Origin of the sequence: Dyadobacter sp. CY323, assembly GCF_021390245.1 — a bacterium.
Lineage (GTDB): Bacteria > Bacteroidota > Bacteroidia > Cytophagales > Spirosomataceae > Dyadobacter.
Genome location: NZ_JAJUXH010000003.1, coordinates 421,286 through 445,465, shown reverse-complemented (window position 1 = coordinate 445,465; position 24,180 = coordinate 421,286). Strand labels below are relative to the sequence as shown.

General features: G+C 42.8%; 23 protein-coding genes and 1 tRNA gene. 13 read left to right on the top strand and 11 right to left on the bottom strand.

The window, feature by feature from the left end; translation table 11 throughout:
- Positions 1-36: 36 nt before the first annotated feature.
- From LZG72_RS08070 to LZG72_RS08060, 3 genes are read right to left on the bottom strand one after another with little or no spacing between them, the layout of a single operon-like run.
- Positions 37-1,014 carry a bifunctional heptose 7-phosphate kinase/heptose 1-phosphate adenyltransferase gene (locus tag LZG72_RS08070; RefSeq protein WP_233869973.1) on the bottom strand — a complete coding sequence of 326 codons (978 nt, stop codon included), beginning with the start codon at positions 1,012-1,014 and terminating at the stop codon, positions 37-39.
- A gap of 51 nt (positions 1,015-1,065) precedes the next feature.
- Complete coding sequence (locus LZG72_RS08065) at positions 1,066-1,494, bottom strand: GNAT family N-acetyltransferase (RefSeq protein ID WP_233869970.1); 429 nt, start codon at positions 1,492-1,494, stop codon at positions 1,066-1,068.
- 2 nt (positions 1,495-1,496) lie between these two features.
- Complete coding sequence (locus tag LZG72_RS08060) at positions 1,497-2,738, bottom strand: bifunctional 3,4-dihydroxy-2-butanone-4-phosphate synthase/GTP cyclohydrolase II (RefSeq protein ID WP_233869967.1); 1,242 nt, start codon at positions 2,736-2,738, stop codon at positions 1,497-1,499.
- A gap of 181 nt (positions 2,739-2,919) precedes the next feature.
- On the opposite strand from LZG72_RS08060, the gene LZG72_RS08055 reads away from it, so the two are divergent.
- The 4 genes from LZG72_RS08055 (at position 2,920) to LZG72_RS08040 (ending at position 8,382) form a co-directional block, all read left to right on the top strand.
- A complete protein-coding gene (locus LZG72_RS08055) occupies positions 2,920-4,866 on the top strand; it encodes a gliding motility-associated C-terminal domain-containing protein (RefSeq protein WP_233869965.1) in 1,947 nt (648 codons plus the stop codon).
- Between the two features lie 282 nt (positions 4,867-5,148).
- Positions 5,149-6,948 (top strand): gliding motility-associated C-terminal domain-containing protein, encoded by a 1,800-nt coding sequence (locus LZG72_RS08050; protein ID WP_233869962.1) that lies wholly within the window; start codon positions 5,149-5,151, stop codon positions 6,946-6,948.
- A 54-nt stretch (positions 6,949-7,002) separates the two neighbouring features.
- Complete coding sequence (locus LZG72_RS08045; RefSeq protein ID WP_233869959.1) at positions 7,003-7,350, top strand: YbaB/EbfC family nucleoid-associated protein; 348 nt, start codon at positions 7,003-7,005, stop codon at positions 7,348-7,350.
- Between the two features lie 3 nt (positions 7,351-7,353).
- Positions 7,354-8,382 carry a glycosyltransferase family 2 protein gene (locus LZG72_RS08040; RefSeq protein WP_233869956.1) on the top strand — a complete coding sequence of 343 codons (1,029 nt, stop codon included), beginning with the start codon at positions 7,354-7,356 and terminating at the stop codon, positions 8,380-8,382.
- Here LZG72_RS08040 and LZG72_RS08035 read toward each other — a convergent pair.
- The gene (locus tag LZG72_RS08035; protein WP_233869954.1) at positions 8,363-8,584 is read right to left on the bottom strand and encodes a PspC domain-containing protein; all 222 of its coding nucleotides are present in this window, start codon (positions 8,582-8,584) and stop codon (positions 8,363-8,365) included. The two genes, LZG72_RS08040 and LZG72_RS08035, sit on opposite strands and share 20 nt — an antisense overlap.
- Positions 8,585-8,935: 351 nt before the next feature.
- Here LZG72_RS08035 and LZG72_RS08030 point away from each other — a divergent pair, with 351 nt between their 5' ends.
- Positions 8,936-9,130 carry a cold-shock protein gene (locus LZG72_RS08030; RefSeq protein WP_026629450.1) on the top strand — a complete coding sequence of 65 codons (195 nt, stop codon included), beginning with the start codon at positions 8,936-8,938 and terminating at the stop codon, positions 9,128-9,130.
- 62 nt (positions 9,131-9,192) lie between these two features.
- On the opposite strand, the gene lysS is transcribed toward LZG72_RS08030, so the two are convergent.
- Positions 9,193-10,908, bottom strand: coding sequence for a lysine--tRNA ligase (gene lysS / locus LZG72_RS08025; RefSeq protein WP_233869951.1), 1,716 nt, complete (start codon positions 10,906-10,908; stop codon positions 9,193-9,195).
- Between the two features lie 215 nt (positions 10,909-11,123).
- On the opposite strand from lysS, the gene LZG72_RS08020 reads away from it, so the two are divergent.
- A complete protein-coding gene (locus LZG72_RS08020) occupies positions 11,124-13,637 on the top strand; it encodes an AsmA-like C-terminal region-containing protein (protein ID WP_233869948.1) in 2,514 nt (837 codons plus the stop codon).
- Between the two features lies 1 nt (position 13,638).
- Here LZG72_RS08020 and LZG72_RS08015 read toward each other — a convergent pair whose 3' ends face one another.
- Together LZG72_RS08015 and LZG72_RS08010 are read right to left on the bottom strand one after the other, a co-directional pair.
- Positions 13,639-14,349 (bottom strand): response regulator transcription factor, encoded by a 711-nt coding sequence (locus LZG72_RS08015; RefSeq protein WP_233869945.1) that lies wholly within the window; start codon positions 14,347-14,349, stop codon positions 13,639-13,641.
- Positions 14,350-14,437: 88 nt separating this feature from the next.
- Positions 14,438-15,277, bottom strand: a complete 840-nt coding sequence (locus tag LZG72_RS08010; RefSeq protein WP_233869942.1) for an esterase-like activity of phytase family protein — start codon at positions 15,275-15,277, stop codon at positions 14,438-14,440.
- Between LZG72_RS08010 and LZG72_RS08005 the strand changes: the two genes are divergently transcribed.
- Positions 15,276-16,499, top strand: coding sequence for an AI-2E family transporter (locus LZG72_RS08005; RefSeq protein ID WP_233869939.1), 1,224 nt, complete (start codon positions 15,276-15,278; stop codon positions 16,497-16,499). The two genes, LZG72_RS08010 and LZG72_RS08005, sit on opposite strands and share 2 nt — an antisense overlap.
- Before the next feature lie 7 nt (positions 16,500-16,506).
- On the opposite strand, the gene LZG72_RS08000 is transcribed toward LZG72_RS08005, so the two are convergent.
- From LZG72_RS08000 to LZG72_RS07985, 4 genes are read right to left on the bottom strand one after another with little or no spacing between them, the layout of a single operon-like run.
- Positions 16,507-16,989 (bottom strand): gliding motility lipoprotein GldH, encoded by a 483-nt coding sequence (locus LZG72_RS08000; protein WP_233869937.1) that lies wholly within the window; start codon positions 16,987-16,989, stop codon positions 16,507-16,509.
- Between the two features lie 11 nt (positions 16,990-17,000).
- Positions 17,001-17,501, bottom strand: a complete 501-nt coding sequence (locus tag LZG72_RS07995) for a hypothetical protein (protein WP_233869934.1) — start codon at positions 17,499-17,501, stop codon at positions 17,001-17,003.
- Positions 17,502-17,539: 38 nt separating this feature from the next.
- A complete protein-coding gene (locus tag LZG72_RS07990; RefSeq protein WP_233869931.1) occupies positions 17,540-18,337 on the bottom strand; it encodes a (Fe-S)-binding protein in 798 nt (265 codons plus the stop codon).
- Positions 18,338-18,369: 32 nt separating this feature from the next.
- Complete coding sequence (locus LZG72_RS07985) at positions 18,370-19,710, bottom strand: (Fe-S)-binding protein (protein WP_233869928.1); 1,341 nt, start codon at positions 19,708-19,710, stop codon at positions 18,370-18,372.
- A gap of 236 nt (positions 19,711-19,946) precedes the next feature.
- Here LZG72_RS07985 and LZG72_RS07980 point away from each other — a divergent pair.
- The 6 genes from LZG72_RS07980 to LZG72_RS07955 all read left to right on the top strand — a co-directional run bounded on the left by LZG72_RS07980 (position 19,947) and on the right by LZG72_RS07955 (position 24,151).
- Positions 19,947-20,019: transfer RNA gene (locus tag LZG72_RS07980), tRNA-Phe, on the top strand.
- Between the two features lie 179 nt (positions 20,020-20,198).
- Positions 20,199-21,059, top strand: coding sequence for a hypothetical protein (locus tag LZG72_RS07975; RefSeq protein WP_233869925.1), 861 nt, complete (start codon positions 20,199-20,201; stop codon positions 21,057-21,059).
- Positions 21,060-21,163: 104 nt separating this feature from the next.
- The gene (locus LZG72_RS07970; RefSeq protein ID WP_233869922.1) at positions 21,164-21,502 is read left to right on the top strand and encodes an STAS-like domain-containing protein; all 339 of its coding nucleotides are present in this window, start codon (positions 21,164-21,166) and stop codon (positions 21,500-21,502) included.
- A 2-nt stretch (positions 21,503-21,504) separates the two neighbouring features.
- A complete protein-coding gene (locus LZG72_RS07965; RefSeq protein ID WP_233869920.1) occupies positions 21,505-22,092 on the top strand; it encodes a hypothetical protein in 588 nt (195 codons plus the stop codon).
- 545 nt (positions 22,093-22,637) lie between these two features.
- A complete protein-coding gene (locus LZG72_RS07960) occupies positions 22,638-23,267 on the top strand; it encodes a hypothetical protein (RefSeq protein ID WP_233869917.1) in 630 nt (209 codons plus the stop codon).
- A 101-nt stretch (positions 23,268-23,368) separates the two neighbouring features.
- The gene (locus LZG72_RS07955; RefSeq protein ID WP_233869915.1) at positions 23,369-24,151 is read left to right on the top strand and encodes a DUF6602 domain-containing protein; all 783 of its coding nucleotides are present in this window, start codon (positions 23,369-23,371) and stop codon (positions 24,149-24,151) included.
- Positions 24,152-24,180: the final 29 nt, after the last annotated feature.

Sequence of the window (24,180 nt, the reverse complement as noted above, 5' to 3'; positions counted from 1 at the left end):
AAAGGCTAAAAGCTAATCGCTAACAGCTAAAAGCTTTTAGCTTAGATTCCGGGCTTCTCTTTTCAGCAATTCTTTATCAATTGGGACAACACCTACCATTTCGCAAACAAGTCCGCCCCCGAGATTGGAAATTGCGGCGATTCTCTGTGGAGACAAGCCTAATGCCACACAACATGCGGCGATGCTGATCACCGTATCACCGGCTCCCGAAACATCGGCAATCTGGCGGATATGCGCTGGTAGCTGGTGAATTTCTTCCTGATAATCGATAAAAACGCCGCGTTCAGAAAGAGTGATGAGCGCTCCTTTTACCTGAAGTGTATCTTTCAAATGCTGAACGGTTGCCTGCAATTCTTCACGATTATCGACATTGAATTCAATTTTCAAACCTTCCCGAAGTTCTTTTAAGTTGGGCTTAAAGAGTGTGGTATGATTGTAGGCGAGAAAATTGCGTTTTTTTGGATCAACAACGGTCGGGACTTTGTGTTCATTGGCAAAAGATGTGATTTCGGCAATGCATTCTGGTGTCAGCACACCTTTGTCATAATCTTCAAAAATAATAACCTGGCAGGACGGAATCAACTCTTTGGCTTTGTCAACCAGCTTTTGCGTTTCTGAAATTGAAATAGGTTTATCCGTCTCCGTATCAATGCGAACAACCTGCTGGGTGCCTGCTATAATACGCTCTTTAATGGTGGTAATGCGGTGCTCGCTCCGGATCAGACCTTCGCAATTCAATCCTTTTTTTGTCAGGCTTTCTTCCAGTAAATCCCCGGAACTATCCGTACCGATCACGGAACAGATAATGGCTTCGGCACCAAGCGATTGCACATTCAAAAGTACATTACCTGCACCTCCGAGACGGTATTCGCGTTTTTGGACTGTTACTACAGGAACCGGCGCCTCGGGAGAAATCCGTTCTACTTTTCCCCAAACGTATGAATCCAGCATCACATCTCCGATTACCAATACACGCAGAGAATTAAATGCGTCGAATACCTGATCTATATTCATTTAAATGCAACTACTTTAAAAATGGCGGTAAGATTGTGCCGGTTAAAAAAATCAGACCTGCGTCACAAAATGCAGGCTCGCAACCTGAAAACGCTTGTTAAGATAAAGTCTGTGGGCATCCGTCCTGGCTTCATTCACGCCCGAATCGAGATGTACCTGATCAAACCCTTCTTTTTTAGCATAATCGAGAACCCAGTCGACGAGCATTCCGGCATAACCCTTTCCACGATACTCAGGCAGGGTTGACAGGTCGTCAATATAAATGTACTTCCCCCGAAACAAATTGTAACCGGTTTCAAAAATGGTGACTGCGGCTGCTTCCAGATTTTCTTCAATGAAGATCATTTGTCGGTTATCGGCGAGTGTTTTTTCAACCTCTGTCAGATAAATAGCGTCAGACAAAGACGGTCGGAGAGCCTGGATAGCCCGCCGGCATTTTAGAATGTCCTCATTGGTTTCCGCAATCTTGATTATCTCCATTCTTATTTTACGGGAAATGTCAGGTTGCTCAGATTATGGCCCATTTTGTCCCTTTTGGTTAAAAGGTACTTTTCATTGTATGGGTTTGAAGGAATTTCGATGGCCAGGGAATCGACAATTTCAAGGCCGTAACCGATCAGTCCCGCACGTTTCTTAGGATTATTCGTGATCAGTTTAATTTTTGTGACTTCCAGATCACGTAGGATCTGAGCGCCGACCCCGTAATCGCGATCATCCATTGGGAACCCTAATTCGAGATTTGCCTCGACGGTATCACGACCCATTTCCTGCAATTTGTAGGCTTTCAGTTTGTTGAGCAATCCAATTCCGCGTCCTTCCTGATTCATATATACGATCACACCTTTACCAGCTTTATCGACCATTTCCATCGCGGCATGTAACTGGGGCCCGCAATCGCAGCGGCAGGAGCCGAAAATATCACCCGTAACGCATGAAGAATGCACGCGCACCAGTACCGGCTCATCTTTTTCCCACGTTCCTTTTACCAATGCAAGGTGCAAATCTCCGGTATTCACCTGGCGGTACGCGATGAGATCAAAATGACCCCATTTCGTCGGCATATCCACGCCGATCTCTCTTTTAATTAATGACTCCTCTCGCAGCCGGTACTCGATCAAATCCTTGATACTAACCAGTTTAAGATTAAATCGATTTGCTATTTCCCGAAGCTGCGGCAGGCGGGCCATTGAACCATCTTCATTCAGGATTTCCACCAGAACCCCGGCGGGCTTTAATCCTGCCAGACGCGGAAAATCAATCGCCGCCTCGGTATGGCCGGTCCGACGAAGTACGCCGCCTTTTTTTGCTTTTAAAGGAAAAATATGTCCAGGTCGGCCCAGATCTGCGGGTTTTGTTTCAGGATTAACCAATGCCTGGATCGTTTTGGAACGGTCGCTGGCGGAAATCCCGGTCGTACAGCCATTACCCAGCAAATCCACCGAAACCGTAAATGCGGTTTCGTGCAGGGCCGTGTTATTGCCTACCATCATTTCAAGTTCCAGTTCCGAACAGCGCTCCTCTGTAACCGGCACGCATATAAGTCCGCGCCCCTCACGAGCCATGAAATTTACCTTTTCGGGCGTGATCAGTTCGGCTGCGCAAATAAAGTCACCTTCATTTTCACGATCTTCATCATCTACCACGATGATCAATTCGCCATTTTTTATTGCTGTAATAGCATCTTCTATGGTATCCAGTAAAATAGGATTCGTATTCGTGTCCATTAATCGGGTTGATGAAAAATAGTTTTGAGACAAAACTCGTTTTTAAGTTGCAAAGGTATATTGTTAATGTTGAAAGTTCTATTTTTGAACCTTACGCATACTAACACCGGATATGCCTGATCCGTTTCAATGGTTTTCAAGCAAATCGGGAAGCACTATTCGACGACTATTTTACTCACATATGAACATCAGGCTATTGATCGCATTTTTGTCAGGCATCGTTCTGCTTTTTCAAAATAATGTTTCAGGCCAAAGCTTTTGTGGAAATACCGGCGCATTTTCCATTACTCCGAGTGAAGGTTGCGCGCCATTAAAGGTGAATGTAAAAAATCTGCTTCCCAAGTCGGAAAACGTCAGTTATGCATTCAATTTCAACCGGTCGGCAACGACCGTTCCTGGTCCGGGAGAATTTACTCAGGATTCTTCTTTTACCTACACTTTACCCGGAACATACACCATCCTTCAATTCGGAAGTGCAAACGGGACTGGTTTCAGCCAGTGTCAGGATGTTGTAGTGCGGGAAACCAGGGCGCCAAATGCGGAATTAATGGTTTGTCAGAATGGCAGGGCCAGGCTCACTCTTATCAGCGACAGCATCTCCAATTCCTACGATGGGATCGACATCGACTGGGGTGACGGATCACGACAAAGTGTGAATACCAAAAACGGGAACATACTTTATCTGGATCATTTTTATGCAGCAGGCGCTAGTTCAACAGTTAAGATTCAAGGCAGATATTCGAATGCGGCGTGCCAGCAAAGTTTGCAGGTTACGACATTAACAGGAACCAGTACCAGCCAGCTTCTGAAAGGCATCCGGATACGGAGTGTGGAAATGCTTGCCTCCGGAGAAGCGAAGGTACTTTACGAAGGAATGGAAAATGTTCCGACGGAGGTTTTGATTGACAAAGGGGACGGACAGTTTGTTTCGACGGGTAAGTCGGGGCAGAGTGGCGGCACCCAGGCGGTAACTATCGGTGGTTTGAACCCCCAGCAGATTTATCGGTTTATGTTAGCATCCAAAGATTTTTGCGATAAAATCATCGAAAGTGCGGTGGTCAGCAGTATGACTATCAAAGAAGGTACATTTGCATTGGATGAGATCATTTCGGTATCCTGGGAACATTACCCAAACACTGAAAGTATCATGGAGTACCAGTTGAAACGGGACGGAGCGGTTATTTTCACTTCTGTGGACCAACTATCATACCTGGATACAGATGTTAAATGCGGTGTTACTTATAAATACGAAATCGTCGCGATCATCGAAAACGATGTTCGTTCATATTCCACCTCTTATAGTACGGAGCCTAAAAGTTCTTCCCCCGGACGAATAGAACGCGCCAGCGTCACGGTGAAAGATAACAGTGCGATTTCAACCCAGGTCGAATTATCGGGCGAGGGGCTGACCAGCTCATTCGATCTCATAGTCGAGAGAGCTTTGCTGGGAAGTACAAATTTTCAGAAAGTATCGGCCACCGACAATCAAAGCCTTCAATTTGAAGATACCGGTGTGAATACCTCCGAAAATGCATATTGTTACCGTTTTACGTATGAAAATGCGTGCAATATGAAGTCGCCGCTATTTGACCCGCCGATTTGTTCGATACTTTTAAAAACGCAAACTCCTGATATCGCCTGGACCGGCCAGTCTTCGTTTACAGATGCAGTTGACTCTTACGACTTACAAAGAATGGATTTGCAGGGTAACATTATCGACGTGATTCCTAAGCAATTAGGAACTACCCACACGCTGGATCTGGCATCTCAATCCGATTTCTCATTCAGGATCGAAGCGAAATCTCAGGATGGAAGTTTTTCAAGCTATTCTAATATTCTAAATTTTAAAAGTAAACCCATACTACTTGTACCAGACGCATTTACGCCAAATGGAGATGCATATAACGAGCGTTTCGAGGTAAAGGCCTATTTTATTTCTGATTTCAAAATGTCCGTTTTCGATCGCTGGGGTGAAGTTGTTTTTCATTCGAATGATGTGACCGAAGGATGGGATGGGAAGATAGAAAATGAGAAGGCGGCGGGCGGTTATTATTTTTATAAAATTGAGGCTACGAATGTAGAAGGGGACATAATTTCAAAAAACGGCAGCTTTTTACTGATCAGATAGGTTTTTTTCAATGGGTTAAAAATCTGGATAATACTTTTTAATGTGAACCGTTAACTATTTATCCCCGAAATAGTCATCCGACTGCGTTAATTTTAAATTTACTTCCGCATAACTACTACCCGACGTAAAATGCCTTTCGATAAGTCATGATTTAAAAATTGCACACTTATGAGATTAACAATACTTGTATTATGCTTTCTATGTACTTTAAGTAATTCCTTTGGTCAAGGCCTTTGTGACCGTGGGGGAGGTAGCTTCGACCTTAATGTTACGGCGGGGTGTATGCCACTGACCTTTACATTAACCAATAATGTTCAGAATGCTTTATCGCTGGCTTATAGCATTGGGTACGATGGAAAGTCTCAAAATCCGGTTATCCAAAATTTATCAACCGTTACTATCCCGACCCCGGGAACATTCATTGTATTGCAACAAGCTGTAACAAGTTCGGGGCAGGTTTATGCTTGTAAAACGGTCAGAGTCTACGAAGCCAGGCCGGTCACGGCACAATATTCTTCCTGTGGGGGCGGCAAGATTTCGCTAACCCTGACGGACGATATCATCAGCAGAGCTTACGACCAGGTTGAAATCAAATGGGGAGATGGTCAATCCGAGATTTGGACCAAAGGAAACTCAATGGCGCTGGAGCATATGTATGCCAGTACAGCTAATTCTCCTACAGTAAGCATAACAGGGTTGTACGCAGCTGGCACCGCGTGCGAAAAAGGTGTTCCGTTCCAACTTCCAATCTCATTCCAACAAGCCCAGCTTAATGAAATCGAGATAAAATCGGTTGAAATGCGGGGCGATGGTACTTTGAGGATCAATTATCAGGGTGTAGTAGGGATTCCTACTGAAATCAAATATGCACCCAACGCAGGAAATTATGTTGTAGACGGGAAAAGATCTTCCGGCGGAATACAACCTTATGATATTAAGAACCAGAATGTAAACCAGGTTTATAACCTCAAATTGTCGTCTGCAGATTTATGCCAGGGAACCAGGGACAGCAAAGTTTATAGTAGTATGACGCTTTCCGGACAGTCCAGCGAAGGTGAAAACGTTCTTTCATGGAGCCGGTATCCCGATGCGGATGGTTTTGCAGGTTACGATCTTTTGAGGGACGGGACCGTTATCAAAAGCTTTACATCCATTTCCGAAATCACCTATACAGACAAGGATGTGCAATGCGGTAGTTACTCTGAATATCAGGTTGTTGCGAAAATTGGTGATGTGGTATCCACTTCCGCGCCAATTGGAATAAAGGCGGAAATTACCTCTCCCAAACCGATTTCCGCGGCGTCTGTTTCTGTCTTGGGTAGTAATGTCGTTTTAATAAAAGCCAACGTTCCAGGATCGGGTAGCAATGGTACTTACAATATGACAATCGAAAAAGCAGATGCGGGGACGACTACTTTCAAGAAAATCATTACGCTTTTCAATCAAAGTGAATATTCTGATATCGATGTGAAAACGAATGATATTTCGTATTGCTATCGGATCAGCTATGAAAATTCCTGCGGACAAAAGTTGCCCCCCTCGGAGCCTATCTGTACCATGCTTTTACAGAAAAACCGGACGACACTGTCATGGACCACACCACTTCCCGTGCTGGGAGGAATAACCGGTTACGACGTCATGCAAACCGGATCCACAAGTACAGCAGATGTTATTCCGGTCAAAATGAATACGCAGTATACGGTCAGGCTAAATGCGCAGAGTGACCTGGAATATAATTTTCAAATACGGGCCGCATCCACGGATGGTGCATTCGAAAGTCTTTCAAATATTATCAATTTTAAAAGGAGCGCGGGCGTTTTTGTGCCTGACGCATTTACTCCAAACGGTGACGGGTATAATGATGTGTTGGAAGCTAAATCGTCACAGCTTCAATCATTTAACTTTTCTGTTATGAACCGTTGGGGTGAAGTGGTGTTTCATTCAGAAGACATTGCAGTGGGGTGGGATGGGATGGTCAATGGCATGAATGCGCCTGTGGGATCATACGTTTACAAAATGACTTTCGTAGATGATATCAACCAAACCGTTGAAAAAAGTGGTACTTTTATGCTTTTACGGTAGGAACCATTTCCGTAAAATAAGTTTTATAAAAGCCAAAACTTAACAAAAGCAGATATGTTTGGAAATATGGCTGACATGATGGGGTTGATGGGTAAAATGAAAGACCTTCAGTCACGCATGAAAGAAGCTCAGGATCAGTTAATCACAATTAAGGAAACAGCAGAATCAGGCGGAGGATTGGTGAAAGCCACCGTGAATGGACAGAAATCGCTGATAAGTCTGGACATAGATCAGGATTTGGTTAATCCCGATGATAAGGAAATGCTGCAGGATTTAATTGTTGCAGCCGTGAATAAGGCATTTGAAAACATCGAACCAAAAATTAAGGAACATTTACAAAAAGCGACAGATGGTGTGCTTCCCAACATTCCAGGACTGGATTTGGGAGGATTTATGAAATAACATATGGCTTCCTCTGTTGCGATCGTCATCCTGAATTATAACGGTCGGTACTACCTCGAAAAATTTCTTCCCAATATTCTCGAATATTCAGACGGTCATGAGATCTGGATAGCAGATAATGCTTCTACGGACCATTCCCTGGAATGGGTCGGTGAACATTATCCTTCCCTGAATACGCTTGTAATTTCAGAAAACAAGGGATATGCCGGAGGTTATAATGAAGCATTAAAGCACATTACCGCTGACTATTACATTCTCCTGAACTCGGATATTGAGGTTACGCCCAACTGGATTGCACCCGTCATTTCTTTCATGGATTCGGACACCAGAATCGCGGCATGTCAACCAAAAATACGAGCTTACGACCTGCCTACACACTTTGAATACGCCGGAGCAGCAGGTGGCTACATGGATTATCTCGGTTACCCTTTTTGCAGGGGCCGTATATTCGACACGCGAGAAGAAGATCTGGGGCAGTATGATGATGAGCGAGACGTTTTCTGGGCAACGGGAGCATGTCTTTTTATAAAATCATCCGCTTTTCATGAGGCATCTGGCTTCGACGAGTCTTTTTTCGCACATATGGAGGAGATTGACCTCTGCTGGCGGCTGCTAAATCTGAAATACCGCATTACTTACTGCGGAAAATCAGTCGTTTACCATGTTGGTGGAGGAACGCTGCATAAGTCGAATCCTCGAAAAACTTTCCTGAATTATCGGAATAATCTCATCATGCTATTCAAAAACCTGCCAAAAGGGCGCAGGTGGAAAACTGTATTGATCAGGTTGATGCTGGATGGAGTGTCCAGCGTTCGTTTTATGGCAGCAGGTGCCTGGCCCGATGTGATTGCCATTGTCAGGGCTCATTTTGCATTCTATAAGATGATCCCAAGGATGGTGAAACAAAAACCACGCAGCACGTTCAGGGCGCCGTTGTATTATAGAAGTGTTGTTTGGGAATATTTCGTGCTGGGAAAGCACAGATTTAAGCAATTAACAGGTGTCGATTCAGCTACAGCTCCCAAATCGTAGGACTGTTGTGTTTTCTCCAATGCTGGCGGATCTCCATCCAAAATGCCAGGACAAGATAAAGGATTATGGGTGACCCGAACGTCATGAAAGTGGCATAAATGAAGTATTTTCGGATGCTGCTGGCCGGAAAATTAAGCTTCTCACCTAGCTTCGCGCAAACTCCAAAGATTTGGTCTTCAACAAAATACCGAAATTTGTTCATGCCGTTTTTTAATAATTACCTCATAATTAGCGATTTTCGAGGGGATTAACAATCGGGGTGACTTTTTTTTATTTTTAGGGATGCTGAAAACGGCAAATACCGCTAAATCGTAAATTTGCAAATTCTTCTAACAAAAAAATTGTTTTACAAACAATTTTTGTTTCTTTGTGATTAAAGATTTTGTAAGTTGTTCATTATAATCAAGATGTCTTGATGCGAATTGCCAAAATTTCTTTTGTCAATTTGTTGAGCCTCCCTCAATTATTTGGCAGAGTAATTTCGACTTTTAACTGAAACGCTTATATTTCTCTTGTATTTTCACCTTATTTCAATTTTTTTATTTCAACCATTATGCCAACAGGTACTGTAAAATTTTTCAATGAAGCTAAGGGATACGGCTTCATCGTTGAAGACGACACAAACAGAGACATCTTTGTCCATGTGACAGGATTGGGAGGACTTACTATCCGTGAAAATGACCAAGTAGAATACGAAGTCGTTGAAGGTAAAAAAGGACTGAACGCTGTACAGGTAAAAAAGATATAGTTATATTTTTTTTGCAGGAACGAAAAATGCCACTCAATCGGGTGGCATTTTTCGTTTTCAAGCTATTCCACCCAGGTCTTAATGTCGTCTAACTGAGGCATTTTTTCGTCTATCTTCAACTTCTTGCGCATTCCGCCAAGGTCATTAAAGATCTTATTCGCATTCGCTGCTTTAAGTTGCTCAATTGTCAGGATATTCATTTTTTGTAATGCCGGAATCCACACCGCAGGTACGCCCGCATTCATATAGTCGGTTTCTTTGGCAATCTCAACTCTTCTTTCTGGCCGCATCTGTGGGAAGAAAATCACTTCCTGAATACTTGCATTATCTGTCAAAAGCATAGTCAGACGGTCGATACCGATGCCGATTCCCGAAGCTGGCGGCATTCCGTATTCCAGGGAACGAAGAAAATCGTCGTCCATTTCCATTGCCTCATCGTCGCCACGCTCTTTCAGTTTAAGCTGATCCTCAAATCGTTCTCTCTGTTCCAGCGGGTCATTCAACTCTGAATATGCATTTGCTATTTCCCGTCCGTTTATAAAAAGCTCAAATCGCTCTACCATTCCTTTTTTCGTGCGGTGCTTTTTGGTCAGCGGTGACATTTCAACGGGGTGATCGATAATGAAAGTAGGCTGAATGATATGTGCTTCCACTTTTTCACCGAAAATCTCATCGATCAACTTGCCTTTTCCCATGCTTTCTGTCACCTCCATACCCCACGCCCGGCATTGTTCTCGGATCGCCGTTTCGTCCAGTGCTTCCACATTGAGACCCGTATATTGATGAATGGCATCCGTAATGCTCAGTCTTGGATAAGGTCCGGCAAAATCGAGTTCCACGTCGCCGAATTTCGCTTTTGTTGTTCCATTCACTGCCAGCGCCACTTTTTCCAAAACATCTTCGGTCATTTTCATCATCCAGATGTAGTCTTTATAGGCTACATAAAGTTCAACGGTAGTGAACTCAGGATTGTGGGTGCGGTCCATACCTTCATTTCGGAACAATTTTCCGAACTCGTAAACGCCTTCAAAACCGCCTACAATTAACCTTTTTAAATGCAGTTCCGTAGCAATTCTCAGATATAAACCCAGGTCCAGTGCATTATGGTGCGTCGTGAATGGCTTTGCGGCGGCCCCACCATGAATGGATTGCAAAACCGGCGTTTCCACTTCAAGCCAGCCATTGGAATCGAAATACGACCGCATGGTAGTAATGATACGCGCACGTTTGATAAAAATATCCCGAACCTCCGGATTAACGATCAGGTCGACATATCGCTGACGGTAACGTAATTCAGGATCGGTAAAACCATCGTGAACATTCCCATCCTCGTCGCGTTTAACAACGGGCAGCGGGCGAAGTGATTTATTCAATATCTTAAACTCCTGAACGTGAACGGAGATTTCGCCGGTTTGGGTAGTAAAAACAAACCCGGTTACAGCGATGATGTCTCCGATGTCCAGTAACTTCTTAAAAACAGTATTGTAAAGCGTCTTGTCTTCTCCAGGGCAAAGATCGTCCCGGCGAAAGTAAAGCTGAATGCGTCCGGTACTATCCTGGAATTCGGCGAAAGCCGCACTTCCCATGATCCGGAAGCCCATAAGCCTTCCGGCCATGGTCACATGTTTATAATCTATTTTATTATTCTCGTAATTTTTTAGAATGTCCGCAGTGTAAGTGTTCACTACAAATTCTTCGGCAGGATAAGGCTCAATGCCCATTCTGATCAATTCTTCACGCTTTTGGCGGCGTAATATTTCCTGTTCGCTAAGTAGCATTTGGTAACCAGTAATAGTAGAAACTAAATTTTCTCTGACCTGAAATTGTGCGCAAAACTACTATATTTTGACGTGAATAGCGAAGACGGAAACCATTAAGATACCGAACCGGGTTTAGTAAGGTATATGCTGGCACGTTATTAATAATGTAACATATGCGCCACCGAAGTCCCTAATTTTTCTATCAACACGAAAGCGTTAAACCCTTACAGTTCATGTTTGCAAGAGTTTTGAAGATCTTTGGTATCGTTGCCCTTTGCGCTTTTTTCATGTTCGGCGCAGTTGAATTTTGGGTATACAAAAATAGAGACAGGATATTCCGGACTGTTCAAAATGCTGTAAATGAAAACCTTAACGGGAATCTTGAAATTGAAGATTTTAAGTTCAGGCCATTCTACGGCGGGCTGGGGCTCAATTTTACAATGTCCAATGTGAAACTGACAGACAGCCTGTATCATGTGCATAAAAAGCCCTTTTTAGAAGCGGATTTCATGCATGTTGCCCTCGACCTGAGAGGGTTTTACAAAGGTGATATCAAAGTAAAGAACCTTGTTTTACAGAATGGAAACCTGAAAATGTTCGTTCGGCGGGATGGTTATTCCAATCTCAGCATTTTTAAATCAACAAAGGATTCGACGAAAAAGAAAAGTGGCGGTAATAACTCTGTTCTTCAAAAGCTGGGTAACATTCGGTTCATCAATTTTGGGGTCAATTATGCGGATTCACTGAAACTGAAGTACTATGGTGCCATTTTCAGAGACGCTACGAATATCGTGTCTGAAACCGACTCAACCATTAACTCAACGCTTACGGGCTCTGTCTTCTTTAATGGACTTACATTTAAACTTGATAAAGGAGGCTTTTTGGTCAATCAGGAGACAACTTTAAGCATGGCGATGGGGTTTGACGAAGATGAGAAAAAGCTGAAAATTTATCCCTCCATTCTGGAAAGTGCGACTCACGATAAAATCGGGATCCATGGCGAATTTGATTTTTCGGATACTCTGAGAACTTTCAAACTCAATTTTGAAGCTAACGGCATTGAAGTGAAGAATGCGCTGCCATTGCTTACAAAGCGATTACAAAAGCAGATCGACTCGCTCGGCATTCAGACTTCTGTTGAAACTCGTGTTAAAGTTGCCGGACAATTGTCCGGGCAGCAACCCCATGTGGCTGTCTTTTTTAAAACAGATACGTTTAATTACGAACTGCCGGTCGGTGTACTTCGCAATATGAAGGCGGACGGATCATTCACCAATCAGGCTGATACCACGCAGATTCCCAGTGTATTCAATTCTCGGCTGACTGCGCCGAAAGTGACTGGGTTTTTTGAGACGATACCTTTTACTCTGGATCTGGTAGTCAATGACTTTCGTAATCCGAGAGCAAATCTGGATGGCCGGATTGTGGCAGATTCTACCAACCTGGGCCAGTTGCTCGATCCGTCCCGTTACAAGTTCAAGAATGGAACCGCGAAGATCGATTTCCATTTTAACGGGAGTTTGAAAAATTTTTATAACCCCGATACAGATCAGTTTGACGGTAAGATTCTCGGGAAGGTTTCTCTGAATGACATTGGAATGGATTATCTGCCCAGAAAGGTGCGGCTGTCGAAAATCAAAGGTGATTTTACATTTAATGAAAAGGCGGTAGTATTTCCTGATCTGCATTTTTACGACGGGGTAAATATGCTTTATCTGCGTGGAAAACTGGTTGACCTGATTCCGTACTTATTTGGTTCTCCAAAACCACTGCGGGCAAGTGTGGACCTGAACATCCCAAGCTGGCAGCTTAACTGGCTCGAAACCTTGCTCGCACCCCGGGCTAATATTGCCAGAAAAAACAAGAAAAAGCTGAAACTCTCGGAGTTGCTGGACGATGCGATCGACAAGATGGAAATTACCGCTAAGCTCGATTCCAAAAAACTTACCTACCGTCGTTTTACGGGGAAAGATGTGAAGGGACAGTTTACAATCAAAAATAATGCGGTGAATATTGAGTATTTCCAGATGAAGGCATTTGGTGGAGGAAATTTCAGAATTTCCGGCGAAATGGACAATTCGGGGAAGAGTCAGTTCCCCCAAATGGCGTTACGAGGTAAGATTGTGAATGCGGACGTACATTCCGTTTTCTATTCCTTCGACAACTTTGGACAAAAAACCATTACGCATGAAAATCTGAATGGGATACTTTCCACCGATTTCGACTTTCAGTCCCACCTGAACAATAATGTGAGGCTTATCCCATCAACCATGCGAGGCGTGTTGCATTTCAATCTTAGGAATGGCTCTATCAGTAATTTTGAGCCATTTATGAAAATGAAAAAACTGATTTTTAAAAGGCGAAATTTTGAAGAGGTCAAGTTTGCACCCATTCATAATGAGGTTAAATTGAAAGGCCAGGAAATTGAAATCGCGCCGATGGAAATCGAATCAAATGTCCTGACACTTTACCTCGATGGTATTTACAGTTTCGGGAGAAAAACAGATATGAATATCCAGATTCCGCTAAGTAACCTTAAAAAGCGCGACTCAACTTATGTTCTCGACCCGAACAATCGCGAAAAGAAAGAAGGCTCAAAAATCTTTCTCCGGGCGATCGACGAGAATGGGGAAGTGAATATCAAGCTTGCATTCCGCAAGAAAAAAGACTCGAAGGATAAGGAAAAAGACAAGGATAAAGCAAAGCGTGAGGAAGAGGGATTAACGACGGAAGAGATCCAGAAATAGTCTATTCCTTCTCGTTACTAAACATATAACCTACGCCTTTTAGCGTCTTAATGTATTTTTCTCCCAATTTTTCACGAAGTTTTCGGATGTGAACGTCTACGGTCCTTTCGAGAACGTAAATATCTACCCCCCAGATTTTTTGCAAAAGCTCGTCCCGGCTGAATACCTTGTTTGGGGTTTGAGCTAAAAAAAACAGCAACTCAAATTCCTTTTTTGGCAAAATGACCGACTTTTCTCCGGCCTGAGTCACCGTATAATTTTTTCGGTTAATGGACAGATCAAGGATTTCAATCGTATCTCCCGATTCCGCTTTTTGCGCCTCTCTCCGGAATAATGCATTAATCCGGCTCATCAATGCCCGCGGTTTAATGGGTTTTGTAATGTAATCATCGGCGCCGGCGTCAAATGCCGCAACCTCCGAATACTCTTCCGATCGTGCGGTGAGAAACAGAATGTAAGTGTGATTGATATCAGGATTCTGGCGCAGCAAACGGCCGGTTTCGATGCCGTCGAGTTGAGGCATCATAATGTCCAGCAGAATAAGGTCAGGGATAAATGACTTGGCAATTTCGATGGCTTTCTTGCCATTTGAGGCGGTCAATACAGAATAGCCTTCCTTGGTTAAGTTATATTCGAGGAGTTCTACAATGTCCGAATCGTCATCAACAACCAATACTTTCGGGGCTGTCGCAGCAGATTTATTAGTGCTCATTGTTTTTATTGATTAAAAAACGATTCGAAATTAGCGGATGTGACAATCACATGATATGAGATAATAAATTGTTAACACAAACATAACATCAACGACGGGTAATGCGGTAAATGTTACCCTGCTCGTTTGTAACAAGCATATCGGTATTGTTCAAAAATACAATGGCTTCATTCTGTTTTTTTACCAGCCTGAAGCACCCGAGTGGTTTCCTGAAATTAATGTCTTTCCCGGTGACGCCGAAAAGCAACACCTTCCCGTAAGTTAACAGTGCGAAAGTCTTCCCGTCGGGACTGATGTCTGCGGATGTAATCTGCGACGTAATGCCAATACTATCCAGAGGCGTGAGCTGATAATCGCCGGGCTGAGCCGACAACCGGTATAACTTTACAATGTGGTCTTTGCCCCAGTTTTTCGAAAAAAGCCATAGCTGGCCTTCGTGATAAAAAAATGACTCACAATCGAACAGCGGTTTTTCGGGAGATCCAGCCTGTTCACCCTGGTTAGCATATTTAAATGTGATCTTCTCAGTCGCAGATTTCGAGGGATTAAATTTATAGATCTCAAACTGTGTCCGCGGCATGGAGTTGTTACCAAAGTCGCCGATATAAATGTTACCATCGCTATCTCTGGCAAGATCCTCCCAGTCGTGGTTTTTGGAATCAGGTATGCTTTTTGTCGAAACAAGTTTCCCGGCCAGATCAAATTCATATAACTCCGGTTTTCCACCGCTGTCATTGTTTGTCCAGAAAGTACCGGATGCATTGGCTCCCGCCAGCCCTGAACTTTCGGAAGCAACGGCGGGAAGCTTGCCTATTTTATTAATTTTGTATTGAGACCTAACTTTCTTGAAATCATTCGCCTTATGGTCAGGCGCGCAGGTGCAGAATACGGTTTTGACAGCAAACCACAGATACATCAATTTATTCATGAACTCAACGTTACGTCCGCTTCCAGACAAAGATAGAAAAACACCTGTTTACCAGAAATTGGCCAGCGTTCTTGTCGCCGTGATCGCCACGGTGTACATTCTTTTTACGTTACGGGAAACGATTATCCCGCTCGCATTCTCCATTTTGCTAGCAATTCTGCTCTATCCCGTTTGTGGCTGGCTGGAAAAGCATAAAGTTCCTAGGGTTGGCGCGATTCTGCTGAGCATTCTGACCTTGTTTACGGTGATCGTCATACTGGGATATGTGGTTTCCCTTCAAATCGGAAGTTTTGCCGAGGAGTTACCCAGGATTACGGAAAAAGCCGAAGTGATTTTGGATCAGACACTTACAATGGGCGAACGGTATCTGAACATCAGCCGTACTCAGCAGGTGAGCGAGGGTAAAAAATACCTGATCAATGCACTTACAGAAGGTCGCGCATTTCTTTTGAGCACATTAGTAACGACAACCGGCGCACTTTCGACTTTTGTCTTAATCCCACTGTACATTTTCTTTTTCCTTCTTTACCGTGATTTTTTCAGGATGTTCGTTCATAAAGCCATTAAAAATGTCCCGAACGAAGACCTGAATATCCTGCTTAAAAAAATCTATGACGTAATACAGAGCTACTTGTCGGGATTATTTTTAGTGATTTTAATTGTCGGGGTTTTAAACAGCATTGGTTTACTGTTACTCGGCGTTCCGCACGCGATTTTCTTCGGTTTTCTTGCCGGATTTCTGATTCTGATTCCTTATATAGGTATTTTAATAGGCTCTATCCTGCCGGCTTTGCTGAGCATTGTCACTATGGATTCTCCCTGGTATGCAGTAGGTGTGATCGGTATAATGAGTTTCGTGCAGTTTCTGGAAGGTAATTTTATCACACCCAATATCGTCGGTTCGAAAGTAAGTGTAAATCCACTTGCTGCGATCGTCGCATTGTTTCTGGGCGGCCAGCTGTGGGGTTTGTCGGGTTTGATTCTGGCATTACCCGTTACCGCGATATTGAAAGTAATCCTCGATACCATTCCAAGTTTGGAACCATACGGTTTTTTACTGGGCGAACCGGTACATGAATTGGAAGCGGAAAAAGTTGAGAGTCTGAAAGAAGACGAAGAAACAAAAGAGTTTAAAAAGAAACCCTATCGCCGTTATCGCAACAAGCCAAGAAAAAGGCCGGAAGGTACAACTCCGCAAATACCACCTCCGCCGGCGATCTAGTACTGCCTCATTTGTTGACAGGGACCTTCTCTACACTAATTCCGATGCTCAAAATAAACGGTAACGGATTCTGGCGCATGGATTGCGAAATCGTGAATGTGTAAGTCCCGGATCTTGGGAAACGATAATTTTTCTGAAAAGGAATTTTATGGTCAAAAAGATCACCTAATCCATTCCCATAAGGCTTGCCTGTGGTTTCATTGGAGATATAAACCTCTTCCAATGTATGGGAAATCACTTTCTGGTCGGGGCCGGTGAAATGCTTTGTCAGGTATAAATTGTAATACGGATACTGCAATGCATTTCGCAATAAGTAGTACAGGTTGTAAGTCTGAGTTGTATCTGTAATCTCCACTTTGAAGGTCGGCTGATTTTTGATATACCACAAGCCGTCATCAATATCTTCATGGGCTTTGTAAACCACATTTTCGTCACAAGCTGACAGTGTCAGGCAAAATAAAAAGGCGGCAGCAGCCTGGAAAAACTTCATGAAAATCGGGGTTATGAGCTGGTTTGTTCGGTAAAATAACGATTTAACCAGGAATCTGACGCTTGAATCTTCCAACGTTTCATCCATTGAGCCTTGGTACTTACCTGATTATCAAAAATCGTCGTATACGGCTGAATAACTTCGTCGGCTACTGCCTGTTTGATCTTGGGAACGGGAATTGTCTGAACTTCGTCATTCTCGTCCAGATAAGCCATCGACCGATCGAAAAAGTCGATGTTCATCCGCTGGCCAATTTCTTTAAACCAATGCGTCGACGTGTCAATGGAACATCCACTGGGTAGTTCATACCGTTCGTCTACTGCAATTACGGCGAAACGATGTTCAAAAATCTTTCCGGAAGCAGTGAGTTTTTTGCCGTGAGCTTCCCACGAATCCAGAGATGCTTTTAAAGTTTCGGTTATGATTCCTGTTTCTTCGTCAGTTAAGTTCCTGTTAGCCTGATAAATCCAAACCCGGGATTGAAGATCGATATTACTGAAAGGTATGTACATGATATGTTTGCGATATAAAACGTAAGTCTGACGTCTTTTTATAACCCGTCGGCTTGTGCAATCAGTTCAGCAAGATCATAAATTTTGACGGAATCTTCCTTCTCCTTGTTTTTGATCCCGTCCGTCATCATTACCATACAAAACGGACAGGCAACCGCAATGGTATCGGCGCCTGTTTGCAATGCCTCCTCGATGCGCTCAATATTAATGTCTTTTTTTCCTGGCTCGGGTTCTTTAAACATTTGTCCCCCGCCAGCCCCGCAGCAAAGTCCTTTGGTGCGGCAACGTTTCATTTCTACCAGGTCCGCATCCAGCGATTCCAGGACATGCCGAGGTGCTTCATAAATGTCATTTGCCCGGCCCAGGTAACAAGAATCATGAAAAGTGATTTTTTTTCCTTTAAACTCCTGCCCTTTTTCTGTGCGGACCCGGCCTTCCCGGATAAGTTGCTGCAAATATTCCGAATGGTGGATCACTTCATAATTTCCGCCGAGTTCAGGATATTCATTTTTGAGTGTATTGAAACAATGGGGACACGCCGTGACGATTTTTTTCACCCCATACATATCCAGGACCTGAATGTTGGACATCGCCAGCATTTGAAAGGTAAACTCATTTCCTGCACGTCTGGCCGGATCACCTGTGCAGCTTTCCTCTGTTCCGAGCACTGCAAATTTGATCCCGGCCTTGTTCAGGATTTTGACAAATGCGACCGTGACCTTTTTGTAACGATCATCAAAAGACCCTGCGCATCCCACCCAGAAAAGCACTTCCGGAGACTCATTTACGGCCGCCATTTCCGCCATTGTCGGGACTTTATATGTTAGTTCTGCCATTTTTATTTCAAACAATCACATGAAGATCAACATTAAACTTCATCCTGTTTCAAACCCGATGCCCAGTTAAACCGGTCCGCCGGAGAAAATTTCCACGGAGCCTGATTGGTATCCAGATTTTGAAACATCGCATTCCAGGAACCTGGCGCGTGCGCCTCGTCCATTACCTTATGCCTGCGTAATTGCAAAATAATATCCAGCGGATTAATCAGTACCGGGCATTCCTGCACGCATGCATTACACGTGGTACACGCGAGAATCTCTTCTTCCAGAATGTAGTCCCCGATCAGGCTTTTTCCATCTGCAATAAATTCACCTTTGTTGGCCAGCATAATGCGTCCTACATCTTCGAGCCGGTCACGCGTATCCATCATGACCTTGCGTGGAGAAAGTTTTTTACCGGTAATGTTCGCCGGACAGGCCGCAGTACATCGGCCGCATTCGGTGCAGGAGTATGCGTCCATGAGATTCTTCCAGTTGAGATCCGTTATATCTTTTGCTCCAAAACGTTCCGGAACCTCCGAAGCTTCGCCGGTCTGGTTTTCCAACCCGAGCATAATCCGCACTTCTTTTGTAATCTCGGGCATATTGTTCATCTCACCTTTCGGCGAGAGCCTCGCAAAATACGTATTCGGAAATGCCAGAATAATGTGCAAATGCTTGGAGTAAGTCACGTAAACGGCGAAAACAAAAATACCCAGAATGTGAAACCACCAGGCGATTCGCTCAATTACAACCAGCGCCGGTTCGCTAACTCCATTGAAAACCGGTTTCAAAAACTGACTGAAAAAGAATGCGCCGGTAATCGTATAATGCGCATTTCCTCGATCCTGTAAAACCGAGTCAGCGGCATTCATGGTCAGAATTGCAATCATTAGCACGATCTCCAAAACCAGGATCAGCTTCCCATCCAGCTGCGGCCAGCCTGCCATTTCGCGATGTCTCTCCGGTTGTAGTCGCTCAACTTTTACGATGCTGCGTCTTAGCAGAAAAACAACGCAAGCGATTAACACGGCGAGTGCCAGAAATTCAAAAAAACTGATCCAAAGCGGATAAAATGAACCTAAAAGCGGAGCAAAAATCCGGTGTTTGCCGAGCACGCCATCCAGAACAATTTCCAGAATCTCAATATTGATGAGGATAAATCCCAGATAAACAGCAAGATGCAAAACGCCAATCGATGGACGGTCGAACATTTTCTTCTGACCAAATGCGACGCGGAGCATAACCGAAAGCCTTCTTTGCGGCTGGTCCGTTCTGTCATCATCTTTGCCCAGCAAAATCGTCTTGCGAATGATAGCAACCCTTCGAAACACGAACCAGCCGGTGAACCCAAGGATGCCGATAAATAGGATTTGCTGAACAATTGCCATGAATAATTTTGCTTTTTCGTCAAGTAGTATGCAAGCATACCATAAACAAATATGGCAAAAAAGGATGTTGCTGCAAATGCTTTGGAAATAAAATTAATGAGCCAGTTTTCGTAAGGTTAAGGCTATCAGGCGAATAAAGCCGGCGAGAAAGTGAATTAAGAAATATTTTCTGAAATTATTTGTAAAACCAAGTCAGGTTTCTATTTTTGCACTCCCGAAAGGAACCAATTGAGCCTGGTGATGTAGCTCAGTCGGTAGAGCAAAGGACTGAAAATCCTTGTGTCGGCGGTTCGATTCCGTCCATCACCACCTGAATATGAGGCTGTTACGAAGCAATTTGTGACAGCCTCTTTTTTATCGTAAACTATTAGTAAACATATAGAAAACAACATTTCACTAACAAGGTGTCAATTTCGTATCTTGGATAAATGTTGTAAAATCTAAGTTTTGTCGACATCTTTGGTAGTTTTTAACAAACTCTCGTTCTAGTGTTGACTTATGATCTAAGGGCAAAATCTTATCAATTCCCATCTGAATTACATACTAGCTTTTCCGGTATCCGTGCATTGAACTCGTTTTATCACCATTGGAAAGACGAGGTAGACCAACACATTCTTCTTGATTTCTCTTGCACGACATTTTTTGACGCAAATTTGTCATCACTATTACTGGCAATGATCTATAAACTCTCTACTGAAAACCGGCTGAGTTTTCATGTAGATGCTAGTCAGATTAAGAAAGATCTTCATGTGCTGATCAGAAATGGTTTAATTAAGACAAATTCGGAAGTGCTTGATGATCGTAAAAGCACTGTTTCATGCAAATATTTTACCAGTGCGCAGCTGACTGAGTTTAAGGACTATGTGGAGGTAGATTTGTTTCAGCACAGAGCATTTGCTAAAATACTTCCAGATGTAAAACAGGCGGTAGTTAACGACCTCTTAGAAGTGTTCAACAACTACATTCAGCACTCAAAGTCGGCTTATCCCTTCTTCGTTTGTGGTCAATATTTTCCGAGAGATAAAAAGCTAATGTTTACGATGTCAGATTTGGGGGTAGGATTTTTGCCGGCAATATCTAAGTTTACTGAAGGAAAAGTAATCGATGCGCTGGACTCTATCCGGTGGGCTGTTGCTGGAAATTCAACTAAGCCTAATCAAGAGGAGATGCCTGCTGGATTGGGCTTGGAAGGCATTAAGGATTATTGCCTGACTAATAAGGGTTGTCTTCAAATCGCTACCGGAGACGGATACTGGGAAACAAGTTGCGTAAATAGCAACCAACATATTGGCATGAATTTTACCGGAAATACAATGGGGACAGTGATCAATATACACTTCGCTTGTTGATTACCGTTTTACAAATGGACAAACTATTTGTTTTTTTATTTCGTTTTATTAGTAAGTTCACATAAATTTTGACTTTGAATATAAATAACATTAGCTCCTTGAATATGAACACGATAGAAATCTTTGACGTGATTCAAAGTAAGACTGCGGCATTTCAGGACGAGGGGAATCAAGTGTACTTATTGCTTGAAGCTGAAATTGTACAAGGCCATAGGACGGTTTTATCTTTTGTAGGAATCGAAAATTGTTCTACCCTATTCTTAAATGCGAGTATTGGTAGGTTATATAAGAAGTTCCCTCAAAACCAGATTGAGGCGCTGCTTACTTATGATGGTATCGAAGCAGGTAGTTATCTTGGATCGATGTTAAATCGTGTGATAGAGAGGTCATTAAATCCTCAAGCCTATTCCGCAATAATTTCCTCAGCACTTGAAATCGCATAGTAATGGCTTCCATTACTAATTTACGAGGAGCTTCCCCTAAAAAGCATACGGATTATTTGTTAGATGCAAATGTTTGGATATTCCTACTCGGGGGAACCGAGAAGTCATATCAACAGTCCTATATTGATTTCGTGGGTAAGATTCCTCGAATGAATGCTGATGGGCGATCGAAAATAATTTTGCCGTCATGTATATTGTCTGAGGTAGTCAATAGGATGATGAAGGACGTTTTCATGAATGAATTTGCTAGAAAGTTTCCAACCGCAATAGATCCTAGGTTTGCCTCTAAGCCAAACTTATTATACAAGCATTCTTATAGAGCTCACCGTCAATACGATGAAGATTTTGGAATGCTGTTAGCGGATATGAATGCTTATGGGCAGCATATTGTTACAGTGTCCGATAATTTTGCTGGAACCTCTTTGAATGATATTATGGACAACCCTCCAACCCAACTTGATTTCACGGATTATACAATATCGAAGTTGGCGAAGGACAACCAGCTCGTGATTGTCACAGATGATGGAGATTTTAAAGGAGGCGATAACGACATCCTTACCGTAAATCGTGGACTTTTGGGAACAACATGAGAATTTTCTCGTTTAGCTTATGCAAGAGAGCACTTTACTTAAGTTCTTTAGCATCGTTTTTTTCAAATACTCGGTGATACGAAGATTCAAGCACAATTGAATCATATAACGAAATGACTTTTCATGACTTAGCCGGTGATGTTTTAGTGCTGCCTGGTAGTGTTATTTTTGTTGCGTAAGTTCACCATTAAAGGTGCAGTTTAAAAATCCCAAAGCGTTACATCCGAACTAAATCGCTGTCGTTTAGGAAACGCGGAGAGTAGCCTAGTGATCTAGCTTCTCTACGGAGCCAAGTCAGTACATCGTCTTGCCGGACTGCTCTATCGAGCCAAGGTCTATTCATCATTTCATACATCTTATGAATAGAGCGATCGTGTGGCCATTTATTAAAAGGAATATTTTGGCAGTCAAGCCAAAAGCCTAGGAAATCATGGAGGAAGTTCCATTCAAATGGATCATGACAGTTGTCATTAGCAAAATTTGGCTTTTTAGGCTCCATGTTGTGACCATATCATACATTTTCATAATGATCAACATATTTTTTCATGGAAACTTGGAAAGAGCTTGAAGCAAGACAACAACTTGAGGTTGAACAGACAATGAAGGCGCGCGAGACATATTTTAGCGACTTACAAAATGCCTGGGGCGGGGGCGGCAATGTTCCTATCGCAGTCGCCTATCAGGCGGAGATTAATGATAAGGCGCACCTTGATTGGTTAAGAGGAAAGCATTTTCACGAAGCCCAGATGCATCCTGATTGTCCAGAGTTTTTAAGAAATGAAGATTATATCGAACGCCAAACAGCACTCCGAGAGCAAGGAGCAAACGGTGAACTATACGATACACATGAAATTAAGTTGGCAAATGATTTGATGGCGGATGCACCAGTTGAAACACCCGAGCAAGAAACGGAACGAATTAATCAGACAATTAGTGAAGCGGCCTATCAGCGGGATCAGAAGGAAGAGATAGAGCGTTTAAATGGTCAACTGTCGCCGGCAATCACCCCGAAAGAACAACCGTCGATGGAACAATTTATTCAACAGCAACGAGCGGCTGAGCAAAGGGTCATGGATGAAGCGAGGGCAGCGAAGCAAACGGAAAAAAATATCATGGAGGAATTAATGAGGCAAAATGCTCAACAACTTACAAAGCGCCAAGAGCCTGAACGTTGACCATTGCTTTGCTAAAGTCATTTTAAAGGATCTTGCATCAATGAATTATCATCATAATTCTGGTTGGCACACAGGCAGTTTAACCAAATAGCACTCTAAATATGTTTAACGAATATTATCGCTTGAAGGCGGAAGAGTTGCTTAATGAGCTTTCACAAGTAAAAACGTTTATAAAAAAGCACAATCCTACTATTGGTATTTTAACTGAGGAAATTCTGAGAAAGTTTTTATCGACTTTTTTACCTAAAAGTGTATCTGTTGAACAAGGTTTTGTAGTTGGAAGTAACGGTGAATTATCAAAGCAAGTTGATATATTGATTTATGATAGCCAGTCATACGCCCCGTATTATAGAATTAATGATATTGTTGTAGTTCCGAATGAAGCAGTATTGGCTGTAGTCGAAGTAAAAACTACTGTCATAGGTAAAACCGAATTTCATAAAATCATTGAATACTTCTATTCAATATCTAAACAATTAAATCCAAGTATTGCTAAATATCTATTTATATACAATTCAGCGGATGTGCAAAAGCTGGATTCATATTTTAGGTCATTTAAACACTCTGGAAGCTATCAAGAATTTGATCATGATACATTCCATCATCTGCCGGATGCTATAACCGGCATCAATTCATCGTACCATCTGAAAAAGGACTACGTGACTTTTTCTGAAAGAGATATGATGGGATACACATCATATAACTATCGTGATAATACGGATAAAGCAATTAGTTCATTAGAACTGTTTTATAGAGATATTTTTGAACACATCTTTAATCATTCATCTTCAAAAACTAAACAAGGCAACAAGATTGGCGACGTATTTATAAAAAACGACAACAAGCTAGTAAGTGTGTCGGCAATAGAATTATTCTTCATGTAATAAACTGCCAGATTTATTCAACCGACAGG

Coding starts and splice junctions, on each gene's coding strand:
- LZG72_RS08000 (WP_233869937.1), bottom strand. CDS start 16,989: ATGAAGTTTTTCCAGGCTGCTGCCGCCTTTTTATTTTGCCTGACACTG.
- LZG72_RS08020 (WP_233869948.1), top strand. CDS start 11,124: ATGTTTGCAAGAGTTTTGAAGATCTTTGGTATCGTTGCCCTTTGCGCT.
- LZG72_RS07955 (WP_233869915.1), top strand. CDS start 23,369: ATGTTTAACGAATATTATCGCTTGAAGGCGGAAGAGTTGCTTAATGAG.
- LZG72_RS07965 (WP_233869920.1), top strand. CDS start 21,505: ATGGCTTCCATTACTAATTTACGAGGAGCTTCCCCTAAAAAGCATACG.
- LZG72_RS08055 (WP_233869965.1), top strand. CDS start 2,920: ATGAACATCAGGCTATTGATCGCATTTTTGTCAGGCATCGTTCTGCTT.
- LZG72_RS08050 (WP_233869962.1), top strand. CDS start 5,149: ATGCCACTGACCTTTACATTAACCAATAATGTTCAGAATGCTTTATCG.
- LZG72_RS08005 (WP_233869939.1), top strand. CDS start 15,276: ATGAACTCAACGTTACGTCCGCTTCCAGACAAAGATAGAAAAACACCT.
- LZG72_RS08015 (WP_233869945.1), bottom strand. CDS start 14,349: ATGAGCACTAATAAATCTGCTGCGACAGCCCCGAAAGTATTGGTTGTT.
- lysS (WP_233869951.1), bottom strand. CDS start 10,908: ATGCTACTTAGCGAACAGGAAATATTACGCCGCCAAAAGCGTGAAGAA.
- LZG72_RS08065 (WP_233869970.1), bottom strand. CDS start 1,494: ATGGAGATAATCAAGATTGCGGAAACCAATGAGGACATTCTAAAATGC.
- LZG72_RS07990 (WP_233869931.1), bottom strand. CDS start 18,337: ATGGCAGAACTAACATATAAAGTCCCGACAATGGCGGAAATGGCGGCC.
- LZG72_RS08035 (WP_233869954.1), bottom strand. CDS start 8,584: ATGAACAAATTTCGGTATTTTGTTGAAGACCAAATCTTTGGAGTTTGC.
- LZG72_RS08040 (WP_233869956.1), top strand. CDS start 7,354: ATGGCTTCCTCTGTTGCGATCGTCATCCTGAATTATAACGGTCGGTAC.
- LZG72_RS07960 (WP_233869917.1), top strand. CDS start 22,638: ATGGAAACTTGGAAAGAGCTTGAAGCAAGACAACAACTTGAGGTTGAA.
- LZG72_RS07985 (WP_233869928.1), bottom strand. CDS start 19,710: ATGGCAATTGTTCAGCAAATCCTATTTATCGGCATCCTTGGGTTCACC.
- LZG72_RS08060 (WP_233869967.1), bottom strand. CDS start 2,738: ATGGACACGAATACGAATCCTATTTTACTGGATACCATAGAAGATGCT.
- LZG72_RS07995 (WP_233869934.1), bottom strand. CDS start 17,501: ATGTACATACCTTTCAGTAATATCGATCTTCAATCCCGGGTTTGGATT.
- LZG72_RS07970 (WP_233869922.1), top strand. CDS start 21,164: ATGAACACGATAGAAATCTTTGACGTGATTCAAAGTAAGACTGCGGCA.
- LZG72_RS08010 (WP_233869942.1), bottom strand. CDS start 15,277: ATGAATAAATTGATGTATCTGTGGTTTGCTGTCAAAACCGTATTCTGC.
- LZG72_RS08030 (WP_026629450.1), top strand. CDS start 8,936: ATGCCAACAGGTACTGTAAAATTTTTCAATGAAGCTAAGGGATACGGC.
- LZG72_RS08070 (WP_233869973.1), bottom strand. CDS start 1,014: ATGAATATAGATCAGGTATTCGACGCATTTAATTCTCTGCGTGTATTG.
- LZG72_RS08045 (WP_233869959.1), top strand. CDS start 7,003: ATGTTTGGAAATATGGCTGACATGATGGGGTTGATGGGTAAAATGAAA.